This window comes from Mycoplasma sp. 1654_15 (assembly GCF_012516495.1).
Classification (GTDB): domain Bacteria; phylum Bacillota_I; class Bacilli_A; order Mycoplasmatales; family Metamycoplasmataceae; genus Mesomycoplasma.
The window spans coordinates 115061-129396 of the sequence record NZ_CP051214.1 but is presented as its reverse complement, the minus strand read 5'-3'; the positions used below and the strand labels follow the sequence as shown (position 1 = coordinate 129396).

Here is a 14336-nt window from a genome sequence, read left to right as displayed (position 1 = left end):
GACAAGAATCTTGCAAAAAATTATTTTAAATGCCAATTCTGAACGCTTGCTTGCGCTTATAAAAAATTCACAGCTAAAGAGTTAGTTTCTTTAATAATAAGTTAAGTTAGAGTTATTAGATAAACAAAAGAGCAAATATTGTTCTTTTTTGTTTAATATTTTTTGCTTATTTACGCTCAAACAAAGTATAAGAATTGAATTTTTTTAAATAATAAAGCTATTTTCCTAAACAAAAATTTGAAAATATTGAATCTAATAATGATTCATTGTCTGAATCACCTAGTATAGATTTTAAGTCCTTTCAAGATTGAGTTAAATCAACAATTACTATGTCTGGACTAAATCCGTTTCTAAGTGAGTTTATTGCTTCTTTTAAGTTATTATAAGCTAAATTTATCAATGATAATGATCTAGTGTTTGTAATAATATCTTCATTTTCTTGTATATTATCAACATAGTGTTTTTTAATATAGTCTTCTAGTTGACTAACATCATTGTTTTTAGCTGAAACAAATATTTTATTAGTGTTTGTTTTGACAGATGATAGTAAGTCTTTTTTGTTATAAACCTTTATATAATCTTTATCTTTGCTATGTTCTTCAATGAGTTTGTCAAATTCATTTTCGTCTTTAGTTGCATCTAAAACATGTAAAACTATTGAAGCTAGTTTGATTTGTTCCAAAGACTTTTTTATTCCTATTTGTTCAATTTTGTTTTTTGCTTCCCTGATACCTGCAGTATCTACTAACTTAAAAATAATATCTGATAATACAAATGAAGCTTCAACAACATCTCTTGTAGTTCCTGCAATATCACTTACAATAGATTTATCTTGTTCAATTAGAGCATTTAATAGAGAAGATTTTCCAACGTTGGGAGTTCCTACTAGTGCTACGTTGATACCATCAAAAATAACTCTTGCTCTTTGTGATTGCTCAATAGTTTTTTCAAATTTAGAAACTAATAATTCAAGTTTGGGTAATAAAACTTCGTTTGTGAGTATTTCTACATCATCGTATTCTGGATAGTCTATATTTACTTCAATTGTTGCTATTATATGCAACAAATCGTTGATAAGTTCGTTTATAAAAGCACTTGTTTTTCCTGAAAATTGTTGAATCGAAAATTGTGCTTGCTTTTTTGTACGAGCCATTATTAAATCATTAATAGCTTGTGCTTTAATTAAATCCATTTTTCCATTTAAAAAAGAACGTCTAGAAAACTCCCCTTTTTCTGCTAAGCGAACGTTTGGTTGAGATAAAAGAAGTTCGAGTATTAAATTTGTATTTAATACTCCTCCATGAGCATTTATTTCAACTGTGTCTTCACCTACAAAATTGTTAGAACCTTTAAATCATAAAACTAAAACCTCGTCAATGAGTTCTTCGTTGTTATGAATTCAACCATAAGTAATTTCTTTAGCTGTACTTCCGACTTTTCCTTTAAAGATCTTTGCAACTGTAGAAAAAGCTTCTGGTCCTGAAATTCTGATGATGGAAATAGCTTGATTGACTAATCCTGATGCAATAGCAACTATTGTATCATTTAGCATTAGTACCCCATTTTTTCTTCGTATTCTTCTAAAGTTCCTTTAAAAATGTAGCTTGCATCTGAACGAATATCTAAAATAACATTTGCTACTTTTTTAATCATTGCTCTGTTGTAGGTTGTAAAAATAATTCCAGAGTTATAAGCTTGTAATCCTTCAATAACTGAGTCGATGGATTCTGAATCTAAATGATCTAAAGGTTGGTCAAAAATTAAAAAGTTAGATTCTGTTAGCATCATTTTAGAAAACATTAATCTTACTTTTTCACCACCTGAGGTAACTTTTACATTTTTAAATACTTGATCACCGTTGAATAACATTCTTCCTAAAAAACTTCTCATTCTGTGATCTGAATTGTCTTTGTTTTCTTCTAGTGTGTTGTTTAAAGGTCATTGGCTCAATCACTCTAATAAGTTTAAATCTTTATTGAAAAATGAAGCATTATTACTTGGAAAATAATCTGAAACTATAGTATTTCCTCAAGTAACTGTTCCTGTTGTTGGTTTTTCTTTTAGAGCTAAAATATCTAATAATTTTGTTTTGACTAAATCATCTTCACCAAAAATTACCATTTTTTCATTTGGTGTTAATGTAAAAGAAATATTATCAAATAAAACTTCATTTGTTTCTGGATTTTTATAGGAAAGATTTTCTACTGTTAGAATTTGTTTTCCTGGTTTTGGATAAACGTTAAAACGAATAAATGGATATTTTCTTGAAGATGGTTTTATTTCATCTAATGTAATTTTTTCTAAGGATTTCTTTCTAGAAGTAGCTTGTGATGATTTAGAAGCATTGGCGGAAAATTTTGCTATAAATGCTTGTAATTTTGCTATTTGTTCTTCTTTTTTAGCATTTGCATTCTTTTGCATTTCTTTAATTAAAGCAGAAGATTCTTTTCAAAATGTATAGTTTCCAGTAAATAATTTAACTTCTCCAAAATCAATGTCAACTGTATGTGTACAAACTTGATCTAAAAAATCGCTATCGTGAGAAACAACAATAACTATATTTTTGTAATTAACTAAAAATTCTTCTAATCATTTAATTGATTTAATATCAAGATGGTTGGTTGGTTCATCCATTATTAAAATATCAGGTTCACCAAAAAGAGCTTTCGCTAATAATACTTTAACTTTTTGTGAAGCTTTTAAATCTTTTAGCTTCAAATTTCAAGCTTCTTTTGGAATATTTAGTTCAGACAACAGTGTTTGCGCATCGTTTTCTGCATTTCAACCACCTAGCATTCCGAATTTTTCTTCTAATTCGCTTGCTCTTGTATAATCGTCTTCAGTAGCATTTTCATCAGCATAAATTCTATTTTTTTCTTCTTGAATCTTATAAAGTTCTTCATTTCCCATTATAACTACATCAGTAACATTGTATTCATCATATTGATTATGATCTTGAGAAAGAACAGAAATTCTTTGCCCAGGAGTTTTAATTATTTGCCCTGAACTCGGTTCAACAGCACCAGACAATATTTTTAAAAAAGTAGACTTTCCTGCACCATTTGCTCCAATGATTCCATAAGTATTTCCTTCTACAAATTTTAAATTCGCATTTTCAAATAATTTTTTATCTGAAAATATTTTTGATAATTCTATAATCTCTAACATTTTGTCTCCTTCTTTAAAAATTTAGTTTTATTATTTTAATATATTTTAATGAGTTTGAAAAATAAAAATCAAACTGATTTTTAGTTTGATTTTTATTCATTTACTTAGTATTACCTAAGATTTAAAATTCAAATCCTTCTTGTTCAAGTTCTTCTGGAGTTAATTCTACTAAATGAGAAAATTGTTTAATAATATCTCTTTTTTCAATACCTTTTATCAATAAGTAATTAACTACTGGTAAACCAACAAACATAAAGAATTGAACAATAAATACTACAAAAGCATAGGTTCAAGGAAGTATTAATCCATTATCCGCAAATATACCTGCACCTGAACTTGCTCATGGTTTATTTACAAAAGCTGCAATTAAAGAATAGATATATGCAATTTCCATAATAGCTATTACTGAAATACCAATAATAGTAATTGTATGGAAAATTATTGTGTTATGTCTATTCTTAGGATTAGCTATTTTGTTTCTTCTTAAAGAGTATGTTGCTAATGATAAACCATATAAAACAAAGAAGAAAACTGTTGGAGCATTAGACATATAATCTAATAATACATCTGTCCCTGTTCCAGTAGTAAACTTACCTGGAATAGGCACACCTGTTTCAGTTCTAGCAGTAGTTAGAAATGGAGCCGCTAAACTTGGTACTTGAATTACTAAAATTCAAAATAAAAAGTTTAAAGCTAATAAAATTCAAGATGCTTTTGTTTCTCCAAGTTTTTTTGCTAAAAATCTAACACCAAATACTGTTTTAATTCTGGTTTGATCTTGCATTTGTATTAAAGTAGCAGATGAAACTGCATTTGTAACTCCAACTACAGAAATAAGCAAGAAGAAAGTAACCACAATATTTACTGGATCCGCTACTTCTTTTTCAAATACATCAGAAATAATTCCTGAAATACTTCCTGAGTTATGAAATACTGAAGAAAGAGCTATAAGTGAATATACAGTAACAATAATAATCATAGAAATAACAAGTGTTCTTGGTACTGTTTTTCTAGGATTTACTACTTTTTTCTGGAATAAACCTATAGATAAAAATGAATCATAAGCAAATAATACAGCAGGAAGAGCTAAAATTAATTTACTTATATCAAAAGTTGTGTTATTAAAAGCATTTGTTAGTTTATTAGAATTTGGTTCTACTATATGAGTGTTTGCCAATGCTAAACCAAGGATTAATGCAAATATTAACGGTACAAATTTTAATACTGTTGTAACTAATGCTAGTCACCCTGATATTTTTATTGAAAAATGATTTAATATTAAATAACATAAAATAAATGAAGATCCAATTAAAAAGTGTGCATAATATGGTAAAGAAATGTCTTTTCCAGCAGCTACTCCGATGAAAAATACTAAAACTTCTGATAATATGACACCTAATGTCATTGCTAAGATTGGATAATAGAAAAATGCATAGGAAAAACTTGTAAAGTATCCTATCTTCTTGCCTCCAGATCTATATAGTCAATTGGATAAACCATTTAATTTTGAAGGTTTCAGAAAACTAATTTCTGAAAAGTTTATTGCTACAATAAGCGAAATAATACCACCAATAACTCAAGATAGTAATCAAGTGATACCTTGTGATTCAGTTACTCTTTGGATGGAACCATTTTTAAAGAAAATTCCTACTCCAACAACTGAACCAACCAGCATCGCTAATGCTGCAAAAAAACCTAATTTTCTAGCGTTTTTTACTGTCATTTTGTCCTTTGCAAATTTTTTTCAACTTATTATAACAGAAAAGCAAAAAATAGCAATAAATTCAAATTTATTGCTAGATTATTTAAAAGATAAAAAATTACTGTATAGAAGATTTAAATTGTCATAAAAATTTATGGAAAAATAAAACTATTTCATCTATTAATGGTGCAACTAAAAACATAGATTCATCTTCTGTTGATTGAATAGCTTTGCAACTTGCTAAAATTACTTCAATTTGATTAATAATTCTTTCTGTAGCTGGTTTGGATGAAATAATTTCTCCTTCAAATTGTTGTACTAAACTTGATTTTAAAATTTTTTCAAATTTAGTTTCTACAACTTGATCAAGCATTATTAATTTTTCTGCTACTTCATCTACAAAACCAAGTGTTTGCGCTGAAAGTTTGTCTGTATATTTATGGAAAATAAAAAAGTCATTTCCTTTAATATGTCAGTGAAAATTTTTTACATTTGATTGAAACACTATTAAAGTAGATAATAATGTATTTAATCTTTCTAATAATTTTTTCATGTGTAAAATTATATAAGAAAAACTGATTTTTACAAAACTACAAATCTTGTTAAATTAATATAATTTTTTGGAAATGAAAGGAAACTAAAATGGATTTAAAAACATTAATTTGAAGAAAGTATTTTGACAATTGTGAACTAGCATTTGATTTTTCAGGAAGAAAAATGAAGTTCTCTGACTTCGAAAATGAAGACAGTGATTTTTCTTGAACCCTTGATTTTATGAGAGCTCAAAAACTAAATGGACCAGAAAATGAACTGAACATTATTCCTGTACACATAAAGACTAAAAAAGAAAAAGCTGACAATATAAATTTTTTAGCAAATGGTAGATTTTTTCAAGTTAAAAAGGTATTATATAGACCTGATAAGGAAAAAAATTTATTATATTTTATTACCATGCAAAATAGTCATATAGAAAACATTGAGCTGGAAAACAAATTAGCATATAACTACTATTGAAATAAATTTAATAAATTTTTATCATTAGATTTTATTGAAACTAATGATTTAATTGACTATGATGATCCTGAAAAAATTTGTTAAATAATTAGAAAATTATGTAAAAAGAAAATCAAAAAATTGTAAAATTTAAAACAAGTACTATTTCAAGTATTTTAGAACCTGATGCTATTAAATATGACATATTAGAGGTTATTCTAATGTTAAATGAGTGCTGAATCTACTGTTGAATATTTATTTACTCAAAATGAAAACTTAGAACATTTTATGAAAGAATATAATCCTCAAAAAGTAGAAGATTTTTTACTAACTCATTATGAAAATGTGGTTAAACCCAAACTTAATATATTCAAAGAAAAATTAAATAAAAATAATAAAAACAAAACAAAAACAATTAAATAAACATTATATTTTTAAATAGAAGGAAAATTAAAATGAATAAAAAATTAAAAAATTCATTATTGTTATCAACTTTTACATTATTACCTGTAGTATCGTTTATTGGATTTGTTTCTTGTCAAAAAACACAAGAAGAAACTAAAACTCCAAAAACCGAAACTCCAACAAAAGAAACTCCAACAAAAGAAACTCCAAAAACACAAACTACTCCAGAACAACAAAGTCCAACACAAGAAACCGAAACTACACCAACACAAGAAACTAATACTCCAAAAACTGAAACTCCAACAAAAGAAACTCCAACAAAAGAAACTCCAACAAAAGAAACTCCAAAAACACAAACTACTCCAGAACAACAAAGTCCAACACAAGAAACCGAAACTACACCAACACAAGAAACTAATACTCCAAAAACTGAAACTACAAAACAAGAAACCCCAACACAAGAAACCCCAACACAAGAAACCCCAACACAAGAAACCCCAACACAAGAAACCGAAACTCCAAAATCTGAAACACAAACTACTACAGAACAACAAAGTCCAACACAAAAAACCGAAACTCCAAAATCTGAAACACAAACTACTACAAAACAAGAAACTCAAACACAAGAAACTAATACTCCAAAACAGGAAGTATTTACTCGTACTTCAACTTCATCATATTCTCCAGAAAATGAAAAAACAACTACTAATGGAAATTCTGTTTTAAACAACAACCCTAAAAACTTTTTTACAGATTTTGTGTTAAAACATATTTCCAACAATATTAAATCAATTCAAATAATAGCAAACAACTCTAACCAATCAGAAGATTCGTTTATGTTAGATGAAAATGTAAATGTTGATAACTGAAAAACTTTCTTTAGTAGCCATATGTGAAAAAATAATGATGAACCTTCTACTTTTTATGTTAAAATAATCACAAAAGATGGTTCGACAAACCAACAATTAGATAAATATAAAACAATAACTGATTTAACTAAAGAATATGATAAATTAAAACAAAATAAGTAATAAGAAATAAATCGTTAAAATTTGTGTTATATTTAGTTAGTAAAACAATTTTACTCACTAAATATAACACATAAACAGAAAGAAAGATAACTTATTATACTAATTAAAACAAAACTTAAAAAATCAAATCTAAAATGTATTTATACTTATTTAGATAAAAATAATGTTTACATTATCAATGATTTTAAAGGTTATAAATTTACAATTTTAAACTACCTGTAATTTTATATAACAATTATTTAGATAAACAATTTAATATTGAAAGTGTAAAAATATTTAGACGAATATATGGACTATTTATCAGAAAATAAATCACAAAAAGAAGAAGAACTTAAACAAATATTAAAAAGCAATAATCCTTTGTTTAATTATTCTAAAGTAACTAATGATCCTGTACAAAACTTTTTTAGAAATGGATACGATTCTGTTCCTCTGGTCTTGGATCTATTTTTTGAAGAGTTTGCAAAAGAAAATGAAGAATTAGTTAATAAAATCGAAGATGATTTTTCACAAATTGAAGAGTTAAATAAAGCAATTGACGACTATAAAAAATCAAATAAAATTACTTTAAAAAAAATAAAATCTATTGGAATTATCTTACTTTGCCTTTTAATTGTAGGATTTTTCTTAATCCCAAAATTTAAAGAATTAAGAAAAGATATAAATAATTTTGTTCAATTTCGTCAAGAAAAAAAAGACGCAATTAATAAATTAATAAAAAATATTGAAGATTATAATTCAATATTATTTGGAAAAATTAATTACAAAACTATAGCTTTATATGTATTTAAAAAGTGAGGTTTTACCTACTCTGAAGATGCTTATAAATCTATATTTTATGATTTTCAACCTGAACGCTATAGTCTTTTGTTAAATGAAAAATCTCTTTTAAAACCTACTCTTGTTAGCATAGATAACTATATTTCTTTTTATTACAAATCCACTCCTTTTGTGGATGCAGAAATAATTAGGCATTATTTTAGAACTGTTCAAACTAGCCGATCAGAAAGTTATCCATATACTGTTGTTAGAAGAAGAAAAGTTAATGGGACTTGAGAAACTTATACAGAAACTAGGTATGAGACTTTAACAGCGACTCATTATGAAGAAACACCATTTTTAACTCCTAGATATTTATTAATGTCTAAAACTAACTTTCATCCAGAAATTAGTTTTGATTTAAATATGGCAGAATTTCCTAAAAAAAGAAAAAAACTAGTTTTTGAAAATTCAGAATTTCAGAAAAAAATTGATATTAGATTTCATAATGAAGAACTTCGTCCAATAAGATGTATTAATTCTGATGTTTGTTTAGACTATGATTATTACGAAGACCAAATGTCTGCTCCCATATTAGAATTTTTAACTATCAAAACTCAAGAAGATATTGTATCGTTAAAAAATCTAGGAATTGAACATGAATTATATAAAATAGATTCTAACTTTTTCATAAATAGAGAAGCTCTTTCTCGTGTAAATTTTTTTAAAAAGTTTAACACTTCTTCTTTTAATCAACTATTATATTTATATAAAACACCTCAAGAAAATTTTGACAAAATAAAAGAATCTTGTTCTCCATATCTTTATAGTTTAATTCAAGCTCTTTCACTTATTTTTGTTTTTCCTGTATTTAATAGAGAAAGTTATTTAACAAATCATAATTACAGAATTAGTCAACAAAAACAAGAAATAGATGAAATAATAAGAGATGATTGAAAAACTTTAATTTGAACTTATTGACGCCACTTTAGTTTTATAAAAGGCGAAAATACAACTAGATCTTGATTAACTCTGGAAAACTGAGAATACTGAAATGAAGAAGAAACAATATTAGCAATTGATGTAAATTTAAATTCTTATTATTCCAAAAAATTAATTGATAGTATTAGAGTTTGTGGTAAACATACAGGTTGTCATATTATTGATGTTCCTTACGAAAGATTTTATAAAATGACAGAAGAAAAAGGTATTTTTATAGTTAACAAGACTAAAGCAAAATCCTTCATAAATGAAGAAAAAACTGAAGAAAATAATAATATTTGACAACAAAACTGAAGACATTTTTCTTTTATTCCTTTCCAACTTAGAACTTTTTTAAAATACCTACAAATGTTTCCAATACAAGATAAAACGCAACAAATACAAGAGCTAACATCTATTTTGGAAGAAGAACAAATTAAAACTATTACAGAAGAATCAAGAGTTATTGTTTTAGTAAATAATGGTGATACAGATATAACAAAAATGAAAAAAGTAGTAAAATTAATAGACGAAATAATGAACGATTAATTCAAAAAGGAAAATTATGTTATTAGATACAAGACAAGAAAGACCAGAAAATAAAGAAGGATTTAATCCAAACGTTCAAAATGAAGCAATAAATGCTGTCGCATCACAATCACAAAAAACTTCATTTTGAATTTTTGTTGTTTTAACTTCTCTAACAGTTATAGGATTTTTTATATTTTTATATCTTTGATTTGTTAGTTGACCAAATAAATTTAATTCACAACAATTAAAAATCAATAACTCTGCTAGTTCAATTGAAGTTAATTTAGCAAAAAGAAGAGACACTTTGATTAAATTATTTGAACAAACAAAAGCATATTTAAAATTTGAAAATGATACTTACACAAAAGTTGCAGAACTAAGATCAGGAAAAACTGCAAGAAACAATATTAACGAGTCTAACAAAGAACAAATTTTAATGAATTCAATTGCAAGAGACATTAACATCGCTTATGAACAATATCCAAACTTAAAAGCTGATTCAATCATAGTTGATTTAATGAGTACTAGTCAATACATTGAAAACGAAATTGCAGCAGCTAGAAGACTTTATAATATAGATGTTACTCAATTTAATCAAAGTATTATGCTTTATCCTGCAGTTATTAAAGCAGAAAAAATGAAATTATATACACTACCTTTATTTATCGCTTCTGAAGAACAGAAAAAAGATGTTGATATGTCAGGTTTAAGTGATTTTAATAAATAATATAAAAATAGTTATAAATACAAAAAACAAACAAATAGTTTGTTTTTTTATTTTGCCTTTTTAAGTAAATTAATATAATTTTTTTATGAATTTTAGAGATATTTTTGAGCAACAAAAAAAACTAGATCTTTTATTTATTGAATCAATGAAAGAAAGAAAACAAGAAGTAAATCCTAAGAAAATTTCTGAGCAAAAAGTTATGGCATTGATAGTTGAAATTGCTGAATTTGCTAATGAAATAGAATCTTTTAAATATTGAAAAGTAAACAAAAAAAATAATGTTGAAAAAGTAAAAGAAGAATATGTTGATGCAATACATTTTCTTTCTTCTTTAGCTATTGAACATAACTTGAGCTTCATTTTAGAAGCTAAAATTGTAGAAAACAAAGATTTAGATAGTCAGTTTTTAAAAACTTTTTATTTAGCTACAAAATTTGGTTATTCAACAAAAACCGAAGACTTGAAAGAACTGTTTGAATACTTTTTAGGCTTTATTTCTCTTCTTGAATTTACTTTTGATGAAATAAAAACTGCCTATTTGAACAAAGCAAGAATTAATATTGAGAGAATAAAATCGAATTATTAAAAAAACCAGCAATTTGCTGGTTTTTTGAAGCTAAATTTACTCTGATAGTATTTTTTTAAGATTATGTTTATAAACTTCAACCCCTGGTTGATTAAATGGATTTACTTCTAATAAAAAGGCAGACATAGCACAAGCTCTTTCAAAAAACATTACTAATCATCCAAATGTTTCTGGGCTATTATCCTTCAATTTCAAGACTATATTAGGAATTTTAGCAGTTTTAGAGTGCGCTTCTAAGGTTGCTTGAAATACCATTTGATTCAAAGTATGAATAGAAACTGAATTGTCAGCAAGTGTGTTTAAATTATCTTGATTTTGTCTGTGTCTACTTACCACTAAGTCATACATTGGTTTTTCAATAAAAATTGTAGTTTCAAAGAAAATTTGTGAACCTTGTTGAATAAATTGACCTAATGAATGTAAATCTGTACTAAAAATTACTGAAGCAGGTAATAGTCCTTTTTCATCTTTACCTTCTGATTCACCAAAAAGTTGTTTCCACCACTCATTAAAAAATGCTAAATATGGTTCATAACCTATTAAAATTTCAACTTTTTTGCTAAATTTTTTATACATTAAAAATCTTATTAAAGCATAAACATAAGCCGGATTAGAATGTCAAATATCTAAATCTTGAGAATATTTTTGAGCAGCTAATGAAGCTCCTTTAATCACTCTTTTGACATCAATTCCTGCACATAACATAGGAAAAAATCCAACAGCTGATAAAACACTAAATCTTCCTCCCATATCATCTGGAATTCTAAAAATGCTTTCTGGATCTACAGTTGCTTTAGCTATTTCTAGTAATGCACCTTTTTTTCTATCAGTTGTTACAAAAATCAAGTCTCTTATATAACCATTTTCTTGATTTTCTAAAAGTTTTCTAAACTCTCTAAAGGCTATTGCAGGTTCAATTGTGGTTCCTGATTTGGAAATTACGTTAATAGCAAATCTTTTAGTACTTGCATAACTTAATTTTTGATACAAGTCAGCAGAAGACAATGAAGTTCCAACAAACATTACTTCCATTGCATTACTTCGATCAATATTAGGTAAACTACCATTTATAAAGTCAATAGCAGCTTTTGCTCCTAAATATGAACCACCAATTCCAATAACTACTAATAATTCGACTTTTTTATCTAAAAGTCTTTTTTTAATTTTTTGCATTCTTATTAGTTCTTGGTAGCTATAAGATGAACCATTTACTAATCAATCATATTCTGAAAAATTAGCTCAACCTAAAAAATTTTGCCCATCAAAGTCTAGTTTTTCTGGAATTCCTTTTGAGGTTGAATTAATTTTATTATTATTTTGTCTTATTAATCTTTGATATTCTAGTTTTTTAACTTCACTTTTTCAATCAAAATTAACATCTTGAATTTCTAATAAAATATTTTCTTTTGTATCTGTATTATTAACTGACATAGTAATTCCTTTTAGTGTATTTTTTGTTCTAATTTTAATAAATTTTTTTGCTAAATCCTATAAAAACATAGGATGTTAATTTTTAGCTGTTGAATCATTGCTTAATTTTTTGTTCAATATATTTCAGAAATTTGAATTTATTATTTCTATTCCTGTTTCATCAAAAACATCGACTCCTAAAAGATATGCATACATAATGTAAGCTCTTTGGAAAAACATAACTAACCACCCAAACGTCTCTGCACTATGATCTTCTAATTTCATAACTAACTGTGCAATATTACCAGAGATTGAATGTGAATCGATTGTGGCAAAAAATGATGCTTTATTAATTTCATGCACTGTTTTTTGCGCATATTTATCAAGTAAATCTTTTCTGAAAAGACTTTTATTTTCTTCTGCAATTAAAATATCATAAGCAGGTTCTTTTACAAAAACAAGTGTTTCAAAAAATATTTTTGAACCACTTTGTATGAATTGACCTAAAGTGTGAATGTCAGTACTAAATACTGCAGAATTTGGAAAAATTCCTGTGGTTTTTAGTTCTTTTCTTTCGAAGTTCATTTCATCAAAATCAATGTTATTTTCTTCTTCATTGTCTTCTGTTTCTTGATCATCATCTTGAGGTGGCTCTTCTAATTTTTGAATTTCTTCTACTTCATCAATTACTTCTATATAGTTTTGGTTTGTATCATCTAAATTTTCTAATACTAACTCTGATGTTGAAAATAAAAATTTTCATCAACTGTTAAATGAAGCAAAAGAATGATCAAATGATATTAGAAACTCCATTGGAATATTTCTTTTTTTAAAAAGTACATATCTTGCTGCAGCATATTGATATGCTTGATTTATCCTTACATCTGGTTGAGAAAATGTTCTATTTGCTTGTGTTGCACCATAAATTAATTTTTTTAAATCAATACCTGCGCATAGCATAGGGAAGAAACTTAATAAAGAAAAAATAGCAAATTTTTCTCCTACGTTTGCTGGAGCAACAAAAATTTTGAAGTTATTAAAATTTGCAATTTGTGTTCAAATTCCTTGTTGAGTTATAGGAGCTGTAATAAAAACTCTTTCTGATATATCATCACCAAATTGTCTATACAATAGATCTTTAAAAAATCTAAAAACTAATTGTGCTTCAAAGTCTACATCAGATGTTGAAATTATATTAATTGCAAAATTTTTGCTTCTAACATAATTTAATTTTTGTGTTAACTCTACAGAAGATAAAGAATTTTCAATAAAAATTACTTCCATAAATTTTTTATTGCTTGTAAGCTCATTTGTGTTGATAAAATCAACAGCTGCCTTGATTCCTAAATAAATTTTTGGAGAAGCAATTACAACTAAAGTAGTAATCTTTTTTGCTAATAATTTCTTAACAATCCGTTTCATATCTTTAATTTGATTTAAATCTAGATTGTTGGGAAAGAATATTCACTTTAGTCTGTCATCAACTTTATTAGCATCATTTAATATCTGTTTGTGCAAGCGGTCAATTTTGTGTTGTAGTGATGTTAAATTTCTAATTTTTTTTGGATTTTTAATTCTCCTAATTTCTTCGTCTAATTGTTTTTCGAGAATGAAATTAATCTTCATTTTTCTTCAATTTCCCTATCTGCTTTTTTCTTTAAATTCTCAAAGCCACTAGGTGTGGTTTTAAGTTCGTAATTACGTTTTTTCTTACTTGTGCTTGTGTGTTTATCTGTTTTTGTTTTTTTTGGTTTTTTAATTGTTGTTTTTACTTCAAAATCTTGATTTACATTTTTGAATGATAAAGAAGCTTTTTTGTTTGCATGATGGATAGTTAAAATTTCTAATTTGACTTTTTGTCCAACTTTAAAGTTTAGTGTTGTTAAATCCTTAATAAACTTATTACTAATTTCATTTATAAATACAACACCTTGATATTCTTCGGGCATATCAGTTCAGAAATATTTTTCTTTTATTTCTTTAATGGCACACACAACTACTTGTCCTATTTCCATAGCTAAATTATACAACTTAGAATTATTA

13 protein-coding genes are annotated in these 14336 nt (G+C 26.2%); 6 read left to right on the top strand and 7 right to left on the bottom strand.

The window, feature by feature from the left end; genetic code table 4:
• Positions 1 to 217: 217 nt before the first annotated feature.
• From mnmE to HF996_RS00550, 4 genes are all read right to left on the bottom strand, one after another.
• A complete protein-coding gene (gene mnmE / locus HF996_RS00565) occupies positions 218 to 1552 on the bottom strand; it encodes a tRNA uridine-5-carboxymethylaminomethyl(34) synthesis GTPase MnmE (RefSeq protein WP_168910168.1) in 1335 nt (444 codons plus the stop codon).
• Entirely contained in the window at positions 1552 to 3168 is a 1617-nt protein-coding gene (locus HF996_RS00560; RefSeq protein ID WP_168910167.1) for an ABC-F family ATP-binding cassette domain-containing protein, read from the bottom strand. The genes mnmE and HF996_RS00560 overlap by 1 nt, the downstream gene beginning before the upstream one ends.
• A gap of 121 nt (positions 3169 to 3289) precedes the next feature.
• Positions 3290 to 4891 (bottom strand): APC family permease, encoded by a 1602-nt coding sequence (locus tag HF996_RS00555; protein WP_168910166.1) that lies wholly within the window; start codon positions 4889 to 4891, stop codon positions 3290 to 3292.
• A 97-nt stretch (positions 4892 to 4988) separates the two neighbouring features.
• On the bottom strand, positions 4989 to 5423 hold the full coding sequence (locus HF996_RS00550) for a Dps family protein (protein WP_168910165.1): 435 nt from the start codon (positions 5421 to 5423) through the stop codon (positions 4989 to 4991).
• Positions 5424 to 5512: 89 nt separating this feature from the next.
• Between HF996_RS00550 and HF996_RS00545 the strand changes: the two genes are divergently transcribed.
• The 6 genes from HF996_RS00545 to HF996_RS00520 all read left to right on the top strand — a co-directional run bounded on the left by HF996_RS00545 (position 5513) and on the right by HF996_RS00520 (position 10883).
• On the top strand, positions 5513 to 5968 hold the full coding sequence (locus HF996_RS00545; protein ID WP_168910164.1) for a hypothetical protein: 456 nt from the start codon (positions 5513 to 5515) through the stop codon (positions 5966 to 5968).
• Positions 5969 to 6091: 123 nt separating this feature from the next.
• Complete coding sequence (locus HF996_RS00540) at positions 6092 to 6286, top strand: hypothetical protein (RefSeq protein WP_168910163.1); 195 nt, start codon at positions 6092 to 6094, stop codon at positions 6284 to 6286.
• A 32-nt stretch (positions 6287 to 6318) separates the two neighbouring features.
• Positions 6319 to 7299 carry a hypothetical protein gene (locus HF996_RS00535; RefSeq protein ID WP_168910162.1) on the top strand — a complete coding sequence of 327 codons (981 nt, stop codon included), beginning with the start codon at positions 6319 to 6321 and terminating at the stop codon, positions 7297 to 7299.
• A gap of 288 nt (positions 7300 to 7587) precedes the next feature.
• Entirely contained in the window at positions 7588 to 9588 is a 2001-nt protein-coding gene (locus tag HF996_RS00530) for a hypothetical protein (RefSeq protein WP_168910161.1), read from the top strand.
• 16 nt (positions 9589 to 9604) lie between these two features.
• On the top strand, positions 9605 to 10297 hold the full coding sequence (locus HF996_RS00525) for a LemA family protein (RefSeq protein WP_168910160.1): 693 nt from the start codon (positions 9605 to 9607) through the stop codon (positions 10295 to 10297).
• Between the two features lie 85 nt (positions 10298 to 10382).
• Positions 10383 to 10883, top strand: coding sequence for a dUTP diphosphatase (locus HF996_RS00520; RefSeq protein WP_168910159.1), 501 nt, complete (start codon positions 10383 to 10385; stop codon positions 10881 to 10883).
• A 36-nt stretch (positions 10884 to 10919) separates the two neighbouring features.
• On the opposite strand, the gene HF996_RS00515 is transcribed toward HF996_RS00520, so the two are convergent.
• The 3 genes from HF996_RS00515 to HF996_RS00505 form a co-directional block, all read right to left on the bottom strand.
• Positions 10920 to 12314: a glucose-6-phosphate isomerase gene (locus tag HF996_RS00515; protein ID WP_168910158.1), complete on the bottom strand. Its 1395-nt coding sequence runs from the start codon at positions 12312 to 12314 to the stop codon at positions 10920 to 10922.
• Between the two features lie 75 nt (positions 12315 to 12389).
• Positions 12390 to 13919, bottom strand: coding sequence for a glucose-6-phosphate isomerase (locus HF996_RS00510; RefSeq protein ID WP_168910157.1), 1530 nt, complete (start codon positions 13917 to 13919; stop codon positions 12390 to 12392).
• Positions 13886 to 14308 carry an RNA-binding protein gene (locus tag HF996_RS00505; RefSeq protein ID WP_168910156.1) on the bottom strand — a complete coding sequence of 141 codons (423 nt, stop codon included), beginning with the start codon at positions 14306 to 14308 and terminating at the stop codon, positions 13886 to 13888. The genes HF996_RS00510 and HF996_RS00505 overlap by 34 nt, the downstream gene beginning before the upstream one ends.
• Positions 14309 to 14336: the final 28 nt, after the last annotated feature.